The following is a 21281-nucleotide window of genomic DNA, read 5'->3' on the forward strand; positions in this document are numbered from 1 at the left end:
AAGAAACATAAAAAAGAGAATTTAACGAATGTCGTGTCGTTCATTCCAACAGGCGACTATTATTATAAAAAATCAATTCAGGCAATGAATAGTGGTCAAATGAATAAAGCTTATAAATATTTACAGCGTGCAGTAGATCTAAGTCCAGATGATCCAATGATCTTATTGCAATTGGCAATCGTGGAGTTAGAGGGTCAACGTTTCGAGGAAGCGTATGATCTTCTTCGCCATGCCTATCAAATTGATCCAGAGAATCCAGAAATCATTTTTTATATGGCAGAGGTTTCAGGTTGTATTGGTATGATACAAGATGCTAAACGCTTTGCGGAGCAATATTTGCAAAAAGAGCCAGATGGAGCCTATGCAGATGAGGCGGCAGAAATATTAGAATTCGTTGCTTTTGAGCAGGATGATTTTGAGGAGCTTGATGGTACTGGCGAGGATTTATATCGACAGGAACAGGCGAGGCGCTGTATGGAAAAAGGGGATTTCCCCGAAGCTATTAATATTCTAGAAGAATTAATTGAAGATCGTCCAGATTTTTGGTCAGCTTATAATAATTTAGCACTTGCTTATTTTTATGTTGGTGAGGCAGAGCAGGCAAAGTCACTATTAAACACGGTCTTGCGTGAAAATAAGGGAAATTTACATGCTTTATGTAATTTAACAGTTATTGCGTATTATGAAAAAAATGAAGAAGAATTAAAGGACCTTTTAAATGTACTTGTAAAAATTCAGCCATATACTTGGGAACATCGCTACAAGCTAGGTGCAACATTAGCGTTAGTCGGGCAATATGATTTAGCCTTTAAATGGTTACGCAGTATGCAAAAGCGCGGTTATATAGGTGATGCTGGCTTTTATTTTTGGTTATCCCATGCGGCATACTTTTCAGGACATAAGGAAATTTCTAAGAGTGCTTGGGAGCAGCTATTAGAGCTAGATCCAGACAAAGAGGGCTTTGAACCTTGGCGTGAACAGGAAAATGTATATGAACTTGATGCATTAGAGCATGACCGGGATTATATTGTGGAAAAACTAGAGAGTAATTATACTAGTGAGCGTATTTTTGGGTTGTTTTTATTGAGCTGTACAGCGCATAAACAAGAAATTATTGCACATCCAAAATGGATAGATGTTGAGCAATATGGTTCATTCGAAAAGTTATTCTTAGCTTATGCACTGGGTCATCATTTTGATATGAAGAACAAGGTCGAGGCTAGTTTTTTACGGGCAGTAAGTGTGCCAGAAATTTTATTAGAACAGTATGGGAAGCTTACAGCCCTCATTGCACCAATGTTTCAAATGTGGTTTGTTCTCTGTGAACAGGCACTTAATAGCAATTATCGTTTTACAAATCCAGCAGCTATTGCAGGAGCGAATGATTTCTTATTTCGTTCATCACGAATGCTCAAGGTTACAAAAAAAGAGATAGCCCAGCAATATGGGGTATCTGTGGCGACTTTATCAAAGTATATTGATGAAATTTTAATGTTCTTACCAAACGGTCATAAGTAACCTCTGAGCAACATAGTTGAATAACTTTTTACTTTCACATACGATGAACTTACTATCGTTATAATAGGTGAGACTTCAAAAAGTAGTTGAACCGATCAGGCTTTCATGGGCAGTTAATCGCCAACTCTTGCATCACTTAAATCTGAAAGTGGAGACTTACTGTACATTTAAGCAGGATAAAAAAGTATTTGTGTAGGGGGAAGAATTTATGTCGGAAGAAAAAATTTATGATGTTGTAATAATTGGTGCAGGTCCTGCAGGAATGACTGCTGCTGTATATACATCACGTGCAAACCTTTCAACTTTAATGATTGAACGTGGTATCCCTGGTGGACAAATGGCAAATACGGAAGAAGTAGAAAACTATCCAGGATTCGATACAATTTTAGGACCAGAGCTGTCTACAAAAATGTTTGACCATGCTAAAAAGTTCGGCGCAGAATATGCTTACGGTGATGTTTCTGAAATTATTGATGGGGATGAATATAAAACAATCAAATCTGGTGCGAAAGAATATAAAACACGTGCGATTATCATTTCTACAGGTGCGGAATATAAAAAAATGGGCGTGCCTGGCGAAAAAGAATTAGGTGGTCGTGGTGTCAGCTATTGTGCAGTTTGTGATGGTGCTTTCTTCAAACAAAAAAATCTTGTTGTCGTAGGTGGCGGAGATTCAGCAGTCGAAGAAGGTGTTTACTTAACTCGCTTTGCTGAGAAAGTAACAATTGTTCACCGTCGCGATAAATTGCGTGCACAAAAAATACTTCAAGATCGTGCCTTTGCAAATGAAAAAATTGATTTCATCTGGAATTCAACAGTGAAAGAAATAAATGAAGCTAATGGCAAAGTTGGTAGTGTAACATTACAATCTACTGTAGATGGAACAGAATCTGAATTTGTGACTGATGGCGTATTTGTTTATATCGGGATGCTACCATTAACAAAGCCATTTGAATCTTTAGGTATTTTAAATGATGCGGGCTATATTTTAACAAATGATAACATGGAAACAACTGTACCAGGTATCTTTGCAGCAGGTGATGTACGTGAAAAATCACTTCGTCAAATTGTGACAGCTACAGGTGACGGAAGTATTGCCGCACAAGCAGTACAGCATTATGTGGAAGAATTATTAGAGAAAATTAATGCTTAATGTTAATAGCTGTACCAAGGAAAAAAATACAAATTTTAACACGGTTTTAATATTGTTGTAACTTGAATGACATATAAAAGGTGTAATATATATTGTGTAATTAGCAATCCCCCTTTTATTTTGTTTAGTAGGTTGTTTCCGCCTAATATGGTGGGGCAACCTATTTTTGTTATGTAGGATTTTAATAATAATTGTAAGTAGTTATTTAGACCTCTTAGGTGATAGCAAAATCATGATTACTAGGAATACGAGTAAGATGAAAATTGTCAAACACTAAAGTTCTGATTGGAGGACAAATATTGTTGGGTCTTGCTATAATGAAAGATAGAATGCAAAGTGATTAGAGGTGTGCCTATGCAAAGAATTGCAAATTTAATTGCCGTTAAAGACGGTCAAGTATTATTACTTCAAAAGCCTAGACGTGGCTGGTACGTTGCTCCAGGTGGAAAAATGGAGAACGGTGAATCCATCTATGAGGCTGCTATACGTGAGTTTCAAGAGGAAACAAATGTCACACCATTAAATGCGCATTTAAAGGGTGTTTATACAATGGTTATTAAAGAAAATAATGCAGTCGTTGATGAATGGATGCTTTATACATTTGTTGCTAAGGATATAGAGGGTACACCTTTTGATGAAACGAGAGAAGGCAAGCTTGCATGGCACCCAGCAGAGGATTTAAAACATTTGCCAATGGCTGAAGGTGATCGGACAAATTTACAATTTGCCATCTCACAATCAGGCATTCAGTATGGAACATTTGAATATACGACTGATTTTGAATTATTGCATGAAAAAATACAAATATCAAAAGAACAATAAAAGGAGCTGCATGACAGTGGTGGTTGAAGGCCAACAAAGTACACATGAATTGGTTATTATTACAGGAATGTCTGGAGCTGGAAAAACAGTAGCTATTCAAAGCTTTGAGGATTTAGGGTATTACTGTATTGATAATTTACCACCGGCGTTACTTACAACTTTTTTAACCCTTCTCAGAGATTCGGGAAAAAATACTGCACGTATTGCAGCTGTCATGGATATGCGTGGTGGTGACTTTTTTGATTCTCTTATTGGTGCTCTTGACCATATAATAAAAGAAGGAGATATTGTTGCACGTATATTGTTTTTAGATGCACATGATGCAACATTAGTTAGACGCTATAAAGAAACAAGACGTTCACACCCGCTAGCTGTCAATGGCCTACCATTAGATGGTATTCAACAAGAGCGTATTTTGCTATCAGAAGTTAAAGGTCGTGCTGATTTTGTTTATAATACGTCTACTATGAAGCCTAAGGAACTACGTGAAAAAATCGCGAAGGAGTTTGCAAGTGATGCAGACTATGTTTTTTCGGTTAACATTATGTCTTTTGGATTTAAACATGGTATGCCAATAGATGCAGATTTAGTGTTTGACGTGCGTTTTTTAAAAAATCCATACTATGTTGAAGAGCTACGTCCTAAGACGGGGTTACAGACGGAAGTATCCTCTTATGTTTTAGCGCTTGAGGATACACAAACTCTCATTCAAAAACTGAAGGATTTATTTGAATTTATGATTCCTCTATATAGACAAGAAGGAAAATCACAGCTTGTTATTGCCTTTGGTTGTACGGGTGGACAGCATCGCTCGGTGACATTAGCAGAGTATTTTGGGGCATATTTAGGTGGAAAAGAGAATACGGTTATAACGCATCGTGACATCAATCGAAGAAAGGATTGAGTGAATGGGGAAAAGGCAAACTAAGCTTGTAGTTATTGGTGGTGGTACAGGGCTTTCAACATTACTGAGGGGACTGAAGCATCATCCATTTGATATTACTGCTATTGTAACAGTAGCGGATGATGGTGGTTCTTCAGGGCGCTTACGGGATGATTATGATATACCACCACCCGGCGATGTCCGAAATGTTATTGCGGCATTATCGGATGTTGAACCACTTGTAGAGCAAATGTTTCAATATCGTTTTTCAGCATCACAAGATTTACGAGGGCATTCATTAGGTAATTTAATGCTCACTGCTTTAACAGAGATTACTGGAGATTTTAACCATGCCATTAGTGAAATGGGAAAAGTGTTAAAGGTCCATGGTCGCGTTATACCAGCTGCCAATAAAAAGATTAATTTACATGCAGAGCTTGTGGACGGTTCTACAATAGAAGGTGAATCTAAAATTCCAACGGCTACAAAACGAATTAGTCGTGTTTTTTTAGTGCCTGAAAATGTGAAACCGTTACCAGAGGCAATACGAGCAATCCATCGTGCGGATTATATTTTAATTGGTCCTGGTAGCTTATATACGAGTATCATACCTAATCTGCTTGTCAAAGAAATTGGTGAGGCTGTCGTAAGAGCTAAAGGAAGAAAAATTTATGTTTGTAATTTAATGACTCAAAAGGGTGAAACCATTTCCTATACAGCAGGAGATCATGTAAAAGCAATTTACGAACATGTTGGCGCTTCCTTTATCGATTCTATTTTAGTAAATGAAGAGAAGTTACCACATCCTGTACAGGAGCTTTATAAGGAAGAATGTGCGGAACCTGTAACATTTGATGTGGCAAAGCTTGAAAGTATGGGATTAGAGGTTATTAAGCGCGATATTGCAACGATTCGGTCAGATGGAACGGTTCGTCATAATGCGGCAAATGTTGCTAAATGGCTAGTAGAATACGCAAATATTTATAAACAAAAAGTAAACAATCTAAAAATACAATCATAAAGCGCTTATTGTATATGATAGGATGAGCATATACATAGAACTGAAAGTTGAAAGGGGGGCACGTGATATGTCTTTTGCTTCTGAAACAAAAAAAGAATTAACGCAAATAGAAGCGGACAATCATTGTATGAAAGCAGAAGTATCTGCCCTAATTCGTATGAATGGTTCATTATCCTTTGCGAATAAACAGCTAAGCTTAGACGTACAAACTGAAAACGCTGCAATTGCAAGAAGACTCTATACGATTATGAAAAAGTTGTATCCGTATAACGTCGAGTTACTTGTCCGAAAGAAAATGCGTTTGAAAAAAAATAACGTATATATTTGCCGTGTAAGAGAAGGTGCACGTGAGCTATTAATTGATTTAGAAATCATCTCAGACGACTTTCAATTCAATCATACGATTTCTCCAAAGCTCATTAAAAAAAGTGGTCAAAAAAGAGCATATTTACGAGGTGCATTTTTAGCAGGCGGCTCTGTTAATAATCCAGAAACATCAGCCTACCATTTAGAAATCTATTCTTTATATAAAGAGCATGGCGAGGCTTTAATGGATGTGATGAATGAATTTGAGCTAAATGCAAAAACAATAGAACGGAAAAAGGGCTTTGTGACCTATTTAAAAGAGGCAGAAAAAATTTCTGATTTTCTTAATATTGTAGGAGCTCATCAGGCAATGATGAAGTTTGAGGACGTTCGTATATTGCGGGATATGAGGAATAGTGTTAACCGTATTGTCAATTGTGAAACAGCAAACTTAAATAAAACAATAGGTGCAGCATTGCGTCAGGTAGAAAATATTCGATTTATTGAAAATTCCATTGGTTTAGATCAATTACCAGAAAAGCTTCGGGAAATTGCTCGTTTACGAGTGGAATATCAAGATGTCACACTTAAAGAACTGGGTGAAATGGTATCAAGCGGAACGGTCAGTAAATCAGGTGTCAATCATCGTTTACGAAAAATCGACGAAATAGCAGATGCATTAAGACGTGGAGAAAAGATAGGCGGTTAAGTTTTCATACTTTTCAGGTATGAATGTGATGCGTAATCGCGTATTGTTCTTTTGCTAGTAAGTGAGGTAAGATAAAACTAATAAGATGAACGGTAGTAAAGGGGAGTTTTGAGAATGACCGAGAGAAGAGTCCAAGTCAAATTAAAATTAGGACTACAGGCTAGACAAGCAGCGTTATTTGTTCAAGAGGCAAATCGTTTTAGTGCAGATATCTTTCTTGAGAAGGATGAGAAAAAAGTTAATGCTAAATCCATTATGGGTGTAATGAGCTTAGCTATTGCCAAAGGAACAGAGGTAGTTTTAAGCAGTGAAGGCAACGATGCTGAGCAAGCGGTTACAGCATTGGCAGAATTAATCGAAAAAGAAGATTAAATATAAAGACTGTCCAATAAATTGGGCAGTTTTTTGTGTATCTAATTACTAGAAGTGGTGGATAGCGGAGCTAATGTGACGGATAGAATGGATTAAAAGTAAAAAAAGACATCTCAGAACTAAATCTGAGATGTCTGTACTGTGTTATTTACGGTCGTTACGGTCCATAATATGGTCGATTAAGCCATATTCTTTTGCACGTTCAGCCGTCATGAAGTTATCACGATCTGTATCTCTTGAAATGACTTCAAGCGGTTGCCCAGTACGTTCTGATAAGATACCATTTAATTTTTCACGTAGGAATAAAATTCGTTTTGCAGCGATTTCAATCTCAGTTGCTTGACCCTGTGCACCACCAAGTGGTTGGTGAATCATTACTTCTGCATTTGGTAATGCGAATCGTTTACCAGGCTCACCTGCTGCAAGTAGGAATGCCCCCATAGATGCTGCCATACCGATACAAATTGTCTGCACTTGTGGTTTGATAATTTGCATTGTGTCATAGATGGCCATACCGGCAGTGATTGATCCACCTGGTGAGTTAATATAAAGTGAGATATCTTTATCTGGATCTTCAGCTTGTAGGAATAAAAGCTGTGCTACGATAGAGTTAGCCACGTTGTCATCAATCGCACTTCCTAAAAGGATGATGCGGTCTTTTAGTAGTCGTGAATAGATGTCATAGGCACGTTCACCACGGCTTGTTTGTTCAATAACTGTAGGAATTAAATTCATGTTAAATCCTCCTTAATAAAACTAAATTCGAATACTTTTGCTGAAAACTTCTGTTGTATTTCAGCTGTATCCTTATCATACACATTATAGTCAGGGAAGGTCAAATATTAACCCTGCTAAAGTGAAATAAAAAAAATAAATTGTTTTTGCATTCTATAGTTGAATTGTTAGCAATACGTTTGTATAATAGTTAAGGTCATAAGTTTAAAGTACGGTTCACTATTTTGCGGGTATGCTTCAAAAAATGAGGATTATCTACATCATGCTTTTCATAAAGCCTAGAGTGAGTACTTTTTTTTTGTTTTTTAATTGCCCTCGTGGTGTAATGGATAACACGTAAGATTCCGGTTCTTGCACTGGGGGTTCGATTCCCTCCGAGGGCGCCATTTTACTGATTATTTGATATACATTTATAGCTCGATTCTCCTAATAAGTAGTTTAGCAGCCTGCTTAGTGGAGAAAGAAGGGAAAATAGTGGAAATACTGCCCTAATTGGCATTATTCCCGTATTTGTTCCATTCAAACCTTCAAAAAAAGCAACAACTCCAAATTATTTTTTAGTGAACATACTGTACGTGAGGACTAGCCATCTAGTCGAAAAAAAGAATCCTATCTGAGGGGATTCTTTTTTTTTTGACTAAAACTATCTAATTATGGCATGATTAGCCGTGTATAAATATACATTTTTGATGCTATTTTCGTTTATTCATACCGTTTTTTGCTAAAATAACGCATAGAGATAAATTTTTATGAAAAAATAATTACTTTTATACGAAAAGTTATTGTCTATTGGCAATAATGTTACTATAATTGACCTAATAGTCGAACATTTCCGAATTGTGAAAAATGAAGTCATATTTCGGAAAAACTTATTTTAGGGGGAAACGCTATGAAAAAAAGATTAACCATGTTACTTATGCTCGTGGCAGCACTAATGCTAGCTCTAGCAGGATGTGGCGCGAAGGAAGATAAATCATCAGGTAGTGCACCAGCAGAGGATGGTGGAAGCGGTAAAAAAGTTTATAAGGTAGGTACTGAGGCTACTTTCGCTCCTTTTGAATCAATTGACGATAAAGGGAATATTGTAGGGATTGATGTCGATATTTTGAAGGCTATTGCTGATGAAATGAACTTTGAAGTAGAATGGCAAAATATTGGTTGGGAGCCTGTATTCCAAACAATTCAAAATGGTGAAACAGATATTGGGGCATCAGGGATCACAATTAATGAAAAGCGTAAAGAGTCATTTGATTTTACAGAGCCATATTATGAATCTCAATTATTAATTGTTGTAAAAGAAGATTCAAAGATTAAGTCATTAGCTGAGTTAAAAGATAAAAAGATTTCGGTACAAATTAATGCTACTGGTCACGAAGCTGCCAAAAAACTACAGGGTGATGCTAGTACAAAAATTATGGCATTTGAAAATCAACCAGTGGCTATCCAAGAAATGCTGAATGGCAATGTAGATGCTGCGATCGGTGATAATGCAGTAGTTTATGAATATATCAAAGCACATCCAGATCAAAAACTTAAAATAGTAGAAGATGATGCATTTGAAAAAGAATATTATGGCTTCATGGTTCAAAAAGGAAATAAAGAGCTTTTAAACCTATTAAATGAAGGTCTACAAAAGATTAAAGAAAACGGTAAATTAAAAGAAATTACTGGCTCAGACTTTAAGTAAGACAAGGATAATGATGCCCCTAGCGCATAGTTGATAGGCTAGCGGTTTCATATTCTTTCGTAACTTTTTAGGGGAAATGGGGTTTTCGGATGGACATCTTTGACTTACGCTGGGACATAGTCTGGAACTACCGAGATATGTTTATACGTGGTATTGGCGTAACATTAATTTTGACACTCAGTGGTTATTTTGGTGGTATTTTTTTAGGATTATTTTTAGGGCTCGGAAAATTATCAACGAAAAAATGGATTTATTGGCCATGTAAGCTTTATGTTGATTTATTCCGTGGAACACCAATGCTAGTGCAAATTTTATTAATTCACTTAGCCGTAATACCTACGATTTTTGGACACTCTTTAGGTTATATGGTGTCAGGGATAACGGCACTTATTTTAAACTGTGCGGCCTATAATGCGGAAATCTTCCGTGCGGGCATTCAAAGTATTGCGAAAGGTCAGATGGAGGCAGCTCGATCACTTGGCTTAACACATAACCAAGCGATGAGAAAGGTCATTTTACCACAGGCATTTAGACGAATGATCCCACCTTTAGGGAATGAATTTATTGCGCTATTAAAGGATTCCTCATTAGTAACAGTTATTGCTGCTCCAGATATTTTATATGCAAGTAAAGTAGTAGCAGGAGCCAGCTTCCGTTTCTGGGAGCCTTACATTGTTGCAGCATTATTATATTTAGTTTTAACGTATGGTGTAACAAAAATTGTGACATTTATCGAGAAGCGATTCAGTAATAGCTATGTCCCTCGTAAGGCAGAAGGGCGGGAAGCACGATGATTAAAATTCAGAATTTACACAAATATTTTGGCAAGCTAGAAGTGTTAAAAGGTATTGATTATGAAATACAAGAAAAACAGGTAGTTTGTGTAATAGGACCATCTGGTTCAGGGAAAAGTACCTTTTTACGCTGCATTAATATGCTAGAAGAGGTGACTGATGGTGCCATTTATATTGAAAACGTGAAGATTAATGATCCTAAAACAAATATAAATGCAATACGTGCAGAGGTAGGCATGGTGTTTCAACAGTTCAATTTATTTCCGCACATGACGGTTATTGATAATGTGACAATGGCTCCTATGCAAATTCGTAAGATGAGTCGTGCTGACGCAGAAGCATTAGGGCATGAGCTTCTTAAGAAGGTTGGTTTAGATAGTAAGGCATATAACTATCCTGAACAGCTTTCAGGTGGTCAGCAGCAACGTGTAGCTATTGCTCGGGCTTTAGCAATGAAACCAAAAGCGATTTTATTTGATGAACCTACATCAGCACTTGATCCAGAAATGGTAAAAGAGGTGCTAGATGTAATGAAGAACTTAGCAGCTGAGGGAATGACAATGATTGTCGTTACACATGAAATGGGCTTTGCACGTGAGGTAGGCGATCGTGTGGTCTTTATGGATGGCGGCTATATTGTTGAAGAAGGAGCACCGGAGGAAATTTTCGGAAATCCTCGAAATGAACGAACAAAAGCATTTTTAGGAAAAGTTTTATAACTAATAAGGAAAGCAGTCTCAGGTGATTTGTATCACATGTGAGACTGCTTTTTTTTAATGAAGAGGATTTGTAGTAGTACCGAATGAATCGAGTATTGTTCGCATATCCTGCTGTGAATATTGAGGCACTTGATAGTAGCCATGTTTATTTTGGTAAATAGATAATTCGTATGCCATTTCAATACAGTTGGGAATACTATCTGCAACAACACGACGAACTACAGGGTTTGTAGTTTCAGTTGCCGCAGCTGTCATACATTTTGCTGCACCTTTTTGAGCACCTAATAAGAAGCCAGAAATTGTTTCATCATTAATTTCATTTGCATTTTGCATTGGTTTTTTAGGTTGTCCAGGATTTAATCCATAAGTAAAGTTATTGCCTGTCTCCATTTGGTAACGCCCAGTTGGAACAGATGGATCATGCCCAGTTTTAAATGATTCCACAATAGTGTTATACATTCCCAAAGTGAAGTTATATTGGCGATCCAAAATGTTAAGTAATTCTGGGTCCTTTACATGTGGACGTAAAATAATGGATTGATTCATACCAGCAATAATTTCGCCAAGTGTTTCATGCATGTCCATAACTTCATGTCCACCATGATTTAGGCTTTGTTGTTGGTTGAATGATGGTTGGTTAGCTGATTCGTTGTGAAATGATTGTGACAAAAAAAACGCCTCCTAAATGTTATTTTGTTGCAGTATTTAGTATGTCTATTTAGATATATTTCATACGGTATAAATCCATTGGCATATATATTGAATAGAGATGTTTTTTTGCAGCACATTAGAGGTAAGGAAAAGTAAGCATGTAAAGGAGGGAATACAATTTGAAAAAAGCTTTTGGACCTATAGGAATAATAATCATTATTTTAGTTTTACTAGCTTTATTATTTATTCCTAAATACAACAGCCTAGTAACAGCGGAAGAGAGTGTGGATTCAAAATGGGCTCAGGTTGAAAATCAGCTTCAGCGTCGCTATGATTTAATTCCGAATTTAGTGGAATCCGTGAAAGGGTATGCCAAACATGAGCAAGATATCATTTCTAGTATTTCTGAGGCGCGCTCACAAATGGGAAATGCACGTACTCCAGAGGAACAGGCAGTTGCGAACGATGCATTGAATGGCGCACTTAGTCGTTTGCTTGTAGTGGTAGAAAATTATCCAAATTTAAAGGCAGATGCTAATTTTCGACAATTGATGGATGAATTAGCTGGAACAGAAAACCGGCTAGCAGTTGCCCGTGAAGACTATAATAATGAAGTTCAGACCTTTAATAAAAATGTTAAACGTTTCCCAGGAAATTTAATTGCAGGCATGTTTGGCTTTGAGCAGAAGGAATATTTTAAAGCAGCTGCAGGCTCTGAAAAGGCGCCATCTATTGATTTTAGTAATTCAGGTAAGCAATAATGAAACGTTTTATTGTGCAATTTGCAATCGTTTGTTTCTCATTTTTTGTATTGATTAGAATGGCAGATGCAGCAATGCCCACTCCCATGAAAAATACGTATATTCATGATTTTGCTAATGTATTATCCTCTTCAGTTAAAGAAGAGCTTAATCATTATTCACAGCAGCTTGACAAAGGTACAGGTGCTGAAATAATGGTTGTCACAGTAGAATCCATTCATGGGCAGGAGCCGAAGATGTATGCGACTAAAATGATTCGCTCTTGGGGAATTGGCGATGCACAAAAAAATAACGGTGTTCTACTATTAGCAACATTTGGTCAGGGCGAAGGCAATAATGATGTCGTTATTGCGGTTGGTCAGGGGCTTGAAGGGGCATTGCCAGATGGTAAGCTTGGACGGATATTAGATACAGCGTTTTATCCAAATGCAAGTGCTGGTGACATTGATCAAGCATTTAAAGCAACGTATGCTGAAGTATTTCAAACTGTTGCAGAGGAGTACAGTTGGGAGGGAGAGACACCTACAAATTCAGCTGAGGATAAAGAGATGCCAATATGGATGATTATTGTACTTGTTGTCATTGTACTTATTTTTTATTCCATTATTTCTAACGGTGGTGGAAGAGGACCTCGCTCAGGTGGCAGAGGAGGCTATCCAGGAGGATTTGGTGGTGGCTTTAGCAGCCGAGGCTCAGGCGGAGGCGGCTTTGGTGGATTTGGAGGAGGTTCATCAGCTGGTGGCGGGGCAAGTCGCAAATTTTAAACGATTAAAAAGTGAGCTGCTGGCAGTTCGCTTTTTTACTGGTTTAAAAGGGAATTATATTTAACTATTATCATTTATTGACAAAAACGCTAAAGTTGTTATAATTTTAATATATCGACAAACGATATAACGCACAATGATATAAGGAGGAATCATTTTGAAAAAAAGATTTTTATCGGCATCATTAGCGGTCATTTTAACGACTTCTGCTGTTTATCCAGTCACAATGCAAGAGGTTCGAGCTGCCAATGAAACTAGTCAACAAGTAGTAGACCAAGAGGAAAGTGTAACGGCACAGGAATTTCTTAATTTAGCTGTAACAGCTTTAACCTTCCAGCATGGATCAGATTCTATGCGTCAGCAAATCATTGCAACGTGGGTAAAAGGTGAGGAATTAAAGGATTTAACCCTTGCTATTAAACGTGATGAAGCAGCACGTATTTTAGTAAGAGCTTTAAATAAAGAGGAAAAAGAAGCAACGCTTGCTGAGTACAAAGAAAAAGCAGCTAAGCTTGGATTATTTACTGGTCTTTTAATTAGTGATAATACGATTTCTAAGCAGGATGCAGTCAAAATTTTAAATAATGCTAAACAAGTGAAAAACGGTACTAATAACGAGGGCGTAAAGGAAATTTCTGTAGAAGACTTCATGAAAAGCCCAGGCAACTTTGGCTATCAGCTTTCGCCAGATGGTAACTATATAACGTTCTCATCAGCATGGGAAAACCGTTCTAATGTTTTTGTGAAAAAAATGGGTGATGATAGCGAGCCTGTCCGTGTATCAAGTTCAAAGGATCGAGATATACCTGGTTCCTTCTGGAAGGATGATACATTATTATATGTTAAGGATAAAGGTGGAGATGAGAATTTCCATATCTACTCTACAACATTTAACGGGACAGAGGAAAAGGATTTAACGCCGTATCCAAATGTTACTGTAGGTTTATTGAGTGGTTTGCAGGGTGTTAAAGATGAAATTCTGATTATGATGAACAAAGAAGATGCGACAGTATTTGATGTGTACAAGCTTAATGTGAAGACTGGTAAAACAACACATGTTGCTAAAAACCCTGGCAATATCTCTAACTGGTTAGCAGATCGTGACGGAAATGTGCGTGTTGCGGTTGAATCAGATGGGGTAGTTGGGACAATTCTTTATCGTGATTCCGAAAAAGACGAATTTAAGCCATTTATTGAACTAGAAGCAGGGGATGAAGTGATGCCTCTTGCTTTCTCGAAGGATAATAAATATATTTATGCGACCTCTAATAAAGGAAGAGACAAAGTAGAAGTTGTTAAGTATGATCTAGAAGGCAAAGAAGAAGTCATTATGTCTAATAAAGAAGTAGACGTTGCAGGTGTACTATATAGTGCTGAGCAGGATAAACTATTATATGGTGCTTATATAACAGATAAACCACATTACCAATTCTTTGATGAGAACTTTGAAAAGCTATTCCGTAAAATACAAGATAAATTAGGAGTTCATGAAAGTGAATTAGGTATTAACGATTACAATAAGGAAATGACTAAATTTATTGTTAGTGTTTCTAGTGATACGGTTTTCGGAAAATATTATTACTATGATTCTGTAACAGATAAATTGACAGAATTGGCTACATTAAGCCCTTGGTTAAAATCTGAGGAACTATCTGAAATGCATCCAATTTCCTATAAGAGTAGAGATGGCTTAACAATTAATGGCTATCTGACTTTGCCAAAAAACAAAGAAGCTAAGAATCTACCGCTTATCGTTAATCCACATGGTGGTCCATGGGCACGTGATATGTGGGGCTTCAATCCAGAGGTGCAATTATTAGCAAACCGCGGATATGCTGTCTTACAGGTGAATTTCCGTTCTTCTACGGGTTATGGTAAGGAATTCCTGCAGGCTGGTAATAAACAGTGGGGTCTAAAAATTCAAGATGATATTACAGACGGCGTACAATGGGCAATTGACCAAGGTATTGCGGACCCTAAACGAATTGGCATTTACGGAGCATCATTTGGCGGATATGCTACGTTAGCAGGCATTACATTTACACCAGATTTATATGCAGCAGCAGTTGACTATGTAGGTGTATCGAATATCTTTACATTATTAAATACAATTCCTCCATATTGGGAAACAATGCGTGAAATGTTCTATGAGCGAGTAGGTCATCCAGAGAAGGATAAAGAGCTATTAACAGCTGCTTCTCCAGTTTTCCATGCGGATAAAATTAAAACACCACTATTCGTGGCACAAGGCGCTAATGATCCACGTGTAAACAAAGCAGAATCAGATCAAATTGTGGAAGCATTACGTGCTAGAGGTATCGACGTGGAGTACATGCTAAAAGAGAATGAAGGCCATGGTTTCCTTAATGAAGAAAACAAAGTCGAATTCTATAATGCAATGTTAAAATTCTTAGATAGTCATCTAAAAAAATAATAGAAAAAGAGACTGTGCATATTACTTGCGCAGTCTTTTTATGTGAGAAATATGGTTTATAAGAGCTGAATTTTATGGCTGGTCTTATTATATTTCTTGCTGTCAATCAATGTGATACAATGAGCCAGCGTTTCTACGCCAGTATGAATTTGATCATCTTCCACTTGAGAAATGCTTAGGCGAATTAGGTTTTCCTTTTTATATTCTGACAGGAACATTCTAGAGGCATCATCAACCAAAATCTGTTGTTCCTTTAACAAATGAACAATTTGCTTTGCTGCAACATGCTCTGGCAAGTAGATAGTAAGATAAAATCCGGATGATGGCTTTGTGTAAAGCGTGTTATTAGGTAGTAATAATTCACAAGCCTCCTGTAAGTGCTTCATCTTTCCAAAATAGAGTTCCTTTATTTTTTTTATATGACTTTGAAACATTCCATTTTTTAAATAAATCTCAAGTGCACCCTGCGAAAGAATGGAACTATTAAAATCAGCAGTAAACTTGTAGCGTGAAAAATGGCTGCTCATTATTTTGGGAAGAATGATAGTGGCAATCCTTAAACCAGGGAGAAAAATCTTTGAAAAACTTTTTATATAAATAACTCTTCCAGAAGGATTGTATGAAAATAATGGATCAGATTTAGTGTTCGGATCAAGCTCCGCTAAAAAATCATCCTCAACTATATACACATCGTATTTTTCAGCCAATTCTACAATTTTCTTTTTCTCTTTATTTGTGTAGCTATGACCAAGTGGGTTTTGAAACCTTGGCACAATATAGAAAAACTTAATATCATTATTGCGAAAAATATACTCTAGACGTTCATAATCTATCCCATCCATAGATAAATCAATTCCAAAGGTAGTTATAGAATGCAAATTAGCTGATTCGATAAAACCAAAATAAGTAGGCTGTTCAATTAAAATATTATTTTTGCCATTTGGAAATGGCATGGACACTAATAAATTCAATGCTTGCTGTGAACCAGAGACAATAAATAATCTTTCTGGTTCGGTAAAGACCTGTAAGCTTTGTAAGTATTTTACCAACTGTACGCGCAAAGAGTAGAAGCCTTGTTGATCAGAATAAGTAAATAATTCTTCCTTATATGTATCAATTGCTTGATTGATACAGTGCTGAAAATCAATGTATGGCATGATGTTTTTATCGGGACCAGCAGATAAAAAATCGATGGTAGTTCTTCTATTGTCAAGTTGCTGAAATTCATTGACAACATAATAACCACTTTTTGGGATAGAGAATATTAAATGTTCTTTTTCCAATTCGTCATATGCTTTAATAACTGTGTTTTTGCTGCAGGAAAATTTCTCGGACAGTTGCCGGACTGAAGGAAGCTTGCTACCTGCTAGCAGATAACCATTCGCAAGCTGATTTTTAATGTCTTTAACAATTCCATTATATTTTGTATCCATAAAAATCCTCTCCTTATTCTGTACCAGGACAGATGCTAGAAAACTCTATTTCTTTTAACGATGGGTTCTCTTATTATGTATTATACCAGTACAGATGGGACAGTTTTGTACTTAACAATAAGGGGAGCTGATTGATTGTGCAAGAAAGTAGAAAAGAAAAAATGGGGATATTATTGGGTTTATTAGGGGTTATTTGTTTTAGTTTAACCTTACCTGCAACTAGTGTGGCTGTTGAATATTTTGGTACTACATTCGTTGGTTTAGGAAGAGCAGTAATTGCTTCAATTTTAGTTGCTATTATCTTGATTGCAAGAAAAGAAAAATTACCTAGTGCTCGTCAGTTTAAAAGCTTAGTAATTGTCTCTTTAGGTGCCGTGTTAGGATTTCCCCTCCTAACTTCTTGGGCAATGACTAGTTTGCCAGTATCTCATGGAGCGGTTGAGCTAGCTCTGTTACCTTTAGCTACAGCAGGCTTTGCAATGATAAGAGCGGGGGAAATTCCATCTCGTAAATTTTGGCTGTCTAGTATAGCAGGTGCCCTAGCCGTAATCATTTATGCAATTTATCTTGGACTGGGACAGTTACATATTGCGGATTTAGCATTATTGGCTGCTGTCGTAATACTCGGGCTTAGTTATGCGGAGGGCGGCATGCTTGCACAAGAACTAGGTAGCTGGCAAGTGATTGCATGGGCCATTATTATTGCGGTTCCTTTTCTAATCATACCAGTATCTCTAAACGTTTCAGAAGAGATGTTACATGCACCTTTAAAAGCTTGGATTAGCTTTTTATATTTAGCGATTGTAAGTCAATTTCTAGCCTATGTAGCATGGTATGGTGGAATGGCAATGGGCGGTATTTCTAGAGTTAGCCAAATACAATATTTACAGCCATTTTTAATGATTATTTTTGCAGCTTTATTTCTTCATGAATCGATTACAGTATTTACAATTGTTATTGCAATTGCTGTTGTGTTGTCCGTTATAATTGGCAAAAACTCTTCTATAGTAAAAAAAGACTCTGTATGAGTGTACGAAAAACTAGAGAAGCTTTATAGTATCTTAGTATATATGGTTGATTCGTTTTATAATAGTCTAAGGAGGTGCTGTAAAGTGAATGTGAAATTTTTTACACGGGCTAATTGTGGGCTTTGCGTGGAAGGTCTGTATACTTTAAAGCTTGTACAAGAGGACGTAGTTTTTCATTTCGATATCATTGATATTGAAGAAGATGAGGCAGTACATGAAAAATATATGTTAATGATTCCAGTAGTAGAAAAGGATGGGCAAGTGATACAATATGGTAATTTAGATTACGCAACATTGATGGAGCATTTGTCTTGCAAATGATTGTGTCATAGAATAAACAAATGAGCAGCAAATTGCACGCTTTACAAAAAAAGATACCCTTTATTTAAATTTCGCATTTCTCCTGCTAGATAAAATAGTGGCGAAGAAAGAGCGGAATTTTTTTATTTTATCTAGCAAAATCAATGTTAGTCCTCCTACTTGATGCTTGTTTAGAACGTTAACAATCTCACATTTCACAAATTGTTCAATGAAAGCGTTTTGAATTTGAACAGTTTGTGAAGACCTTCACATTTAGCTTTCTTTTTAAATAAATCGGAGTAGAATAGGGATCAAGAAAGAAATTGTTATAAAACAGTTAAAAAAGTATCACGATTTCTAGTGGTTGTTATATTACAAAAACAAATTCGAAGGGAGATTTTACAATGTGGGTTATTACAGTATTTGAGAAAAAGGATGTTCGTATTTTTGAATATACAAATAAAAATGAAGCAACAAAAGCTTTAGAAGGATTCAAGAAAAACGCCATTTTATCTTTTACAAAATAAGTCGACTAAGGTCTCATAACTATCTTAAAGTTATGAGGTCCTTTTTTTTTTCATAATTGGAAACTAACCAATATTAATTTTTTTCCAATTTCCATAGCATACACTTGCTCTTTAACTAAAAGCATATTATAATAAAACCATAAGTGGGACGTAAAATAATATAGTGGGATAAAAAACGACCCACTGTTATTGAAAAGGGAGTAGATAGATATGTTATCTGTACCTGAGGCACAGCAAAGGCTACTTCCAGAAATGTATCCGCTTCTTCAAACAAGATACCGTATTTTGCAGACAATCCAGCTATTGCAGCCTATTGGACGTCGAATACTTGCAGAATCACTAAAAATGACTGAACGGGAAATACGAAAAGAAACAGATATTTTACGTGAGCAAGGGTTATTAGATTCTCAAAAGTCGGGTATGGTATGTACAGATGATGGTGAAGTAGTAATAGAAAAATTAAGAACGCTCGTCTATGAATGGTCGGGACTTACCCAGTTAGCAAAATTACTGGAAAAGCATTTTGGTTTACAGCATGTGATTGTAGTACCAGGTGATTATAATGAGGACGATACGGTGTTAACCTTGCTTGGTAGGGAGGCAGCACAAGTATATATGTCCTCTAGTTTTGATGGTCAGGTGGTGGCTGTTACAGGTGGTAAATCTGTTGCATCACTCACACCATTTCTACATCCTGCAAATGCACAAAACATCACTTTTGTAGCTGCACGTGGTGGAATTGGACATGAAATGCAGATGCAAGCCAACACACTTGTTGCAACATTTGCCATGCAGATGGATGCGCAATATCGCACCTTGTTTTTACCTGAGCATTTAAGCGAGCAGGCATATCAAGCTATGCTAACTGAGCCAATGGTAACAGAAATGATGGATTATTATAAGCATGCAGATTGTGTTATTCATGGAATTGGTTCTGCGGAGGAAATGGCTTTAAGGCGGAACTCATCACCTGAGGATTTACGAATTCTCGAAGAAAAGGGTGCTGTGAGTGAAGCGTTTGGTTATTATTTTAATGATGCAGGTGAGATTGTTCATCGAATTCGTACAATTGGTATTCAGCTTGAGCAGGTTCAAGGTAGTAAGCAAGTAATTGCACTTGCTGCAGGTAAACAAAAAGTGAAGGCAATGCTATCGTATTTTAAGGTTGCGCCAAAGCAAACTATATTTATTACTGATGAGGCAGCTGCAAAAGCTATCGCTGAGGGTTTACCTTCTTTATAGAATAGTATTAGGTTTGAAAAAATAATTCTACTTCAGTGAGTGTTCTACACTTCTGGTTGAGAATAAAGCCAACTTGGCAAAATAATCATTTAAACATTATTGGAGGAATTGACAATGGCATTAAAATTAGCGATTAATGGATTTGGGCGTATTGGACGTTTAGTATTTCGTGAAGCAATGAAGCACGATGAATTCGAAGTAGTTGCAGTAAATGATTTAACAGATGCTGGTCAGCTTGCACATTTATTAAAATATGATTCAGTACACGGTATCTACGATGCTGAAGTTTATGCAGAAGGCGATTCTTTCATTGTGAATGGAAAAAATGTGAAAGTTTATGCTGAAAAAGATCCTACTCAATTACCATGGGGTGAACTTAGTGTAGATGTTGTACTTGAATGTACAGGTAAATTCCGCTCTATGGAAGAAGTGAGTAAGCATATTGAAGCAGGTGCTAAAAAGGCAATTCTTTCAGCACCAGCGAAGGGTGCAATGCCTACATTTGTAATGGGTGTAAACCATGAGGACTACAATCCTGAAACAGACGATGTTATTTCAAATGCTTCTTGTACAACGAACTGTTTAGCACCTGTTGCAAAAATATTGGATGAAAAATTCGGTATTGTCCGCGGTATGATGACAACAATTCACTCTTATACGAACGATCAACGTATTCTTGATTTCCCGCACTCTGATCCACGTCGTGCACGTGCAGGTGCTGTGTCAATGATTCCAACAACAACAGGGGCGGCTGTAGCAGTTTCAAAAGTTTTACCTCAATTAAAAGGTAAATTAGATGGCTTCTCTATGCGTGTGCCAACACCAAACGTTTCATGTGTTGATTTAGTAGTAGAACTAAAAGCAGATGTAACGAAAGAATCCATTAATGCGGCATTAAAAGATGCCTCAGAAAATGAACTTAAAGGTATTTTAGGCTACAATGAATTACCTTTAGTGTCTATTGACTACAACGGTAATCATGATTCTTCGACAGTAGACGGTCTTTCCACTATGGTATTAGAGAACAGCATGGTGAAGGTTCTAGCATGGTATGATAACGAAATTGGTTATTCGACTCGTTTAATGGACTTAGCTTTATATATTGCGGAAAAAGGATTCAATCGTAAATAAGCGTCATATTTCGAAAATAAAAGTAAAAAGTGTGACATAATACCGCTTTTTAGGTATAAAAAGTATAGCCTTTATAATATCGAAAAGATATAATATACAAGGGTAAAGAGAGTAAGGGATGTTTACCCCTTACTCTTTTTTTATCTAGATTCAGCAGACGTTCCAAACACCTGCTAAATCAAGATAAAGCTCCAGAAGAATGTCACGGATTTTGAAGGGAAGCTTTTCTTGCGAGCTCGAAAAAATCTCAACGCAAATACGCTGGGGCATAATTGATACAGAAATATAGCG

General features: G+C 36.8%; 21 protein-coding genes and 1 tRNA gene. 19 read left to right on the plus strand and 3 right to left on the minus strand.

All coding sequences use genetic code 11. The features are described 5' to 3' along the window. Positions 1-84 precede the first annotated feature (84 nt). The 7 genes from ACQKIM_RS07085 (at position 85) to ACQKIM_RS07115 (ending at position 6784) form a co-directional block, all read left to right on the plus strand. Positions 85-1518: a tetratricopeptide repeat protein gene (locus ACQKIM_RS07085; RefSeq protein WP_427541294.1), complete on the plus strand. Its 1434-nt coding sequence runs from the start codon at positions 85-87 to the stop codon at positions 1516-1518. A 208-nt stretch (positions 1519-1726) separates the two neighbouring features. Continuing rightward, positions 1727-2671: a thioredoxin-disulfide reductase gene (trxB, locus tag ACQKIM_RS07090; protein ID WP_427541147.1), complete on the plus strand. Its 945-nt coding sequence runs from the start codon at positions 1727-1729 to the stop codon at positions 2669-2671. A gap of 354 nt (positions 2672-3025) precedes the next feature. Next, a complete protein-coding gene (locus ACQKIM_RS07095; RefSeq protein WP_427541150.1) occupies positions 3026-3493 on the plus strand; it encodes an 8-oxo-dGTP diphosphatase in 468 nt (155 codons plus the stop codon). A gap of 10 nt (positions 3494-3503) precedes the next feature. Beyond that, positions 3504-4397, plus strand: coding sequence for an RNase adapter RapZ (rapZ, locus tag ACQKIM_RS07100; protein ID WP_427541153.1), 894 nt, complete (start codon positions 3504-3506; stop codon positions 4395-4397). 4 nt (positions 4398-4401) lie between these two features. Beyond that, the gene (locus ACQKIM_RS07105; protein ID WP_427541156.1) at positions 4402-5397 is read left to right on the plus strand and encodes a gluconeogenesis factor YvcK family protein; all 996 of its coding nucleotides are present in this window, start codon (positions 4402-4404) and stop codon (positions 5395-5397) included. A 67-nt stretch (positions 5398-5464) separates the two neighbouring features. Further along, a complete protein-coding gene (whiA, locus tag ACQKIM_RS07110) occupies positions 5465-6412 on the plus strand; it encodes a DNA-binding protein WhiA (RefSeq protein ID WP_427541159.1) in 948 nt (315 codons plus the stop codon). 114 nt (positions 6413-6526) lie between these two features. Then, on the plus strand, positions 6527-6784 hold the full coding sequence (locus ACQKIM_RS07115; RefSeq protein ID WP_283869474.1) for an HPr family phosphocarrier protein: 258 nt from the start codon (positions 6527-6529) through the stop codon (positions 6782-6784). 144 nt (positions 6785-6928) lie between these two features. Here the strand turns inward: ACQKIM_RS07115 and clpP are convergent, their stop codons facing one another. Further along, positions 6929-7519 (minus strand): ATP-dependent Clp endopeptidase proteolytic subunit ClpP, encoded by a 591-nt coding sequence (clpP, locus tag ACQKIM_RS07120; RefSeq protein ID WP_427541162.1) that lies wholly within the window; start codon positions 7517-7519, stop codon positions 6929-6931. A gap of 311 nt (positions 7520-7830) precedes the next feature. Between clpP and ACQKIM_RS07125 the strand changes: the two genes are divergently transcribed. From ACQKIM_RS07125 to ACQKIM_RS07140, 4 genes are all read left to right on the plus strand, one after another. Further along, positions 7831-7905: transfer RNA gene (locus ACQKIM_RS07125), tRNA-Arg, on the plus strand. 503 nt (positions 7906-8408) lie between these two features. Then, complete coding sequence (locus ACQKIM_RS07130) at positions 8409-9206, plus strand: basic amino acid ABC transporter substrate-binding protein (protein ID WP_427541165.1); 798 nt, start codon at positions 8409-8411, stop codon at positions 9204-9206. 89 nt (positions 9207-9295) lie between these two features. Next, a complete protein-coding gene (locus ACQKIM_RS07135; RefSeq protein ID WP_427541168.1) occupies positions 9296-10000 on the plus strand; it encodes an amino acid ABC transporter permease in 705 nt (234 codons plus the stop codon). After that, the gene (locus tag ACQKIM_RS07140; protein ID WP_427541171.1) at positions 9997-10719 is read left to right on the plus strand and encodes an amino acid ABC transporter ATP-binding protein; all 723 of its coding nucleotides are present in this window, start codon (positions 9997-9999) and stop codon (positions 10717-10719) included. Before ACQKIM_RS07135 ends, ACQKIM_RS07140 begins: the two co-directional genes overlap by 4 nt. Positions 10720-10773: 54 nt before the next feature. Here the strand turns inward: ACQKIM_RS07140 and ACQKIM_RS07145 are convergent, their stop codons facing one another. After that, positions 10774-11388, minus strand: coding sequence for a spore coat protein (locus ACQKIM_RS07145; RefSeq protein WP_427541174.1), 615 nt, complete (start codon positions 11386-11388; stop codon positions 10774-10776). Positions 11389-11549: 161 nt separating this feature from the next. Here ACQKIM_RS07145 and ACQKIM_RS07150 point away from each other — a divergent pair, with 161 nt between their 5' ends. The 3 genes from ACQKIM_RS07150 to ACQKIM_RS07160 all read left to right on the plus strand — a co-directional run bounded on the left by ACQKIM_RS07150 (position 11550) and on the right by ACQKIM_RS07160 (position 15329). Continuing rightward, positions 11550-12131, plus strand: a complete 582-nt coding sequence (locus ACQKIM_RS07150; RefSeq protein WP_427541177.1) for a LemA family protein — start codon at positions 11550-11552, stop codon at positions 12129-12131. After that, a complete protein-coding gene (locus ACQKIM_RS07155; protein WP_427541180.1) occupies positions 12131-12895 on the plus strand; it encodes a TPM domain-containing protein in 765 nt (254 codons plus the stop codon). The genes ACQKIM_RS07150 and ACQKIM_RS07155 overlap by 1 nt, the downstream gene beginning before the upstream one ends. A gap of 157 nt (positions 12896-13052) precedes the next feature. Continuing rightward, positions 13053-15329, plus strand: a complete 2277-nt coding sequence (locus tag ACQKIM_RS07160; protein ID WP_427541183.1) for a S9 family peptidase — start codon at positions 13053-13055, stop codon at positions 15327-15329. Between the two features lie 56 nt (positions 15330-15385). Here ACQKIM_RS07160 and ACQKIM_RS07165 read toward each other — a convergent pair whose 3' ends face one another. After that, positions 15386-16762, minus strand: a complete 1377-nt coding sequence (locus tag ACQKIM_RS07165) for a PLP-dependent aminotransferase family protein (RefSeq protein WP_427541186.1) — start codon at positions 16760-16762, stop codon at positions 15386-15388. A gap of 161 nt (positions 16763-16923) precedes the next feature. Here ACQKIM_RS07165 and ACQKIM_RS07170 point away from each other — a divergent pair, with 161 nt between their 5' ends. The 5 genes from ACQKIM_RS07170 to gap all read left to right on the plus strand — a co-directional run bounded on the left by ACQKIM_RS07170 (position 16924) and on the right by gap (position 20990). Next, positions 16924-17790, plus strand: a complete 867-nt coding sequence (locus ACQKIM_RS07170) for a DMT family transporter (protein WP_427541297.1) — start codon at positions 16924-16926, stop codon at positions 17788-17790. An 84-nt stretch (positions 17791-17874) separates the two neighbouring features. Further along, positions 17875-18111: a glutaredoxin family protein gene (locus tag ACQKIM_RS07175; protein ID WP_427541189.1), complete on the plus strand. Its 237-nt coding sequence runs from the start codon at positions 17875-17877 to the stop codon at positions 18109-18111. Positions 18112-18494: 383 nt separating this feature from the next. Next, a complete protein-coding gene (locus tag ACQKIM_RS07180; protein WP_427541192.1) occupies positions 18495-18617 on the plus strand; it encodes a hypothetical protein in 123 nt (40 codons plus the stop codon). 210 nt (positions 18618-18827) lie between these two features. Beyond that, positions 18828-19859, plus strand: a complete 1032-nt coding sequence (locus ACQKIM_RS07185) for a sugar-binding transcriptional regulator (RefSeq protein WP_427541195.1) — start codon at positions 18828-18830, stop codon at positions 19857-19859. 114 nt (positions 19860-19973) lie between these two features. Continuing rightward, a complete protein-coding gene (gene gap, locus ACQKIM_RS07190) occupies positions 19974-20990 on the plus strand; it encodes a type I glyceraldehyde-3-phosphate dehydrogenase (protein ID WP_427541198.1) in 1017 nt (338 codons plus the stop codon). Positions 20991-21281 lie beyond the last annotated feature (291 nt).

The organism is Lysinibacillus sp. NPDC047702 (assembly GCF_050272555.1).
Lineage (GTDB): Bacteria > Bacillota > Bacilli > Bacillales_A > Planococcaceae > Lysinibacillus.

Excerpts from the sequence above, each read along its gene's own strand:
- clpP (WP_427541162.1), bottom strand. The coding sequence starts at position 7,519 with ATGAATTTAATTCCTACAGTTATTGAACAAACAAGCCGTGGTGAACGT.
- ACQKIM_RS07085 (WP_427541294.1), top strand. The coding sequence starts at position 85 with ATGAATAGTGGTCAAATGAATAAAGCTTATAAATATTTACAGCGTGCA.
- trxB (WP_427541147.1), top strand. The coding sequence starts at position 1,727 with ATGTCGGAAGAAAAAATTTATGATGTTGTAATAATTGGTGCAGGTCCT.
- ACQKIM_RS07165 (WP_427541186.1), bottom strand. The coding sequence starts at position 16,762 with ATGGATACAAAATATAATGGAATTGTTAAAGACATTAAAAATCAGCTT.
- ACQKIM_RS07170 (WP_427541297.1), top strand. The coding sequence starts at position 16,924 with ATGGGGATATTATTGGGTTTATTAGGGGTTATTTGTTTTAGTTTAACC.
- rapZ (WP_427541153.1), top strand. The coding sequence starts at position 3,504 with ATGACAGTGGTGGTTGAAGGCCAACAAAGTACACATGAATTGGTTATT.
- ACQKIM_RS07180 (WP_427541192.1), top strand. The coding sequence starts at position 18,495 with ATGTGGGTTATTACAGTATTTGAGAAAAAGGATGTTCGTATTTTTGAA.
- ACQKIM_RS07155 (WP_427541180.1), top strand. The coding sequence starts at position 12,131 with ATGAAACGTTTTATTGTGCAATTTGCAATCGTTTGTTTCTCATTTTTT.
- gap (WP_427541198.1), top strand. The coding sequence starts at position 19,974 with ATGGCATTAAAATTAGCGATTAATGGATTTGGGCGTATTGGACGTTTA.
- ACQKIM_RS07135 (WP_427541168.1), top strand. The coding sequence starts at position 9,296 with ATGGACATCTTTGACTTACGCTGGGACATAGTCTGGAACTACCGAGAT.
- ACQKIM_RS07105 (WP_427541156.1), top strand. The coding sequence starts at position 4,402 with ATGGGGAAAAGGCAAACTAAGCTTGTAGTTATTGGTGGTGGTACAGGG.
- ACQKIM_RS07140 (WP_427541171.1), top strand. The coding sequence starts at position 9,997 with ATGATTAAAATTCAGAATTTACACAAATATTTTGGCAAGCTAGAAGTG.
- ACQKIM_RS07095 (WP_427541150.1), top strand. The coding sequence starts at position 3,026 with ATGCAAAGAATTGCAAATTTAATTGCCGTTAAAGACGGTCAAGTATTA.
- ACQKIM_RS07185 (WP_427541195.1), top strand. The coding sequence starts at position 18,828 with ATGTTATCTGTACCTGAGGCACAGCAAAGGCTACTTCCAGAAATGTAT.
- whiA (WP_427541159.1), top strand. The coding sequence starts at position 5,465 with ATGTCTTTTGCTTCTGAAACAAAAAAAGAATTAACGCAAATAGAAGCG.
- ACQKIM_RS07130 (WP_427541165.1), top strand. The coding sequence starts at position 8,409 with ATGAAAAAAAGATTAACCATGTTACTTATGCTCGTGGCAGCACTAATG.
- ACQKIM_RS07115 (WP_283869474.1), top strand. The coding sequence starts at position 6,527 with ATGACCGAGAGAAGAGTCCAAGTCAAATTAAAATTAGGACTACAGGCT.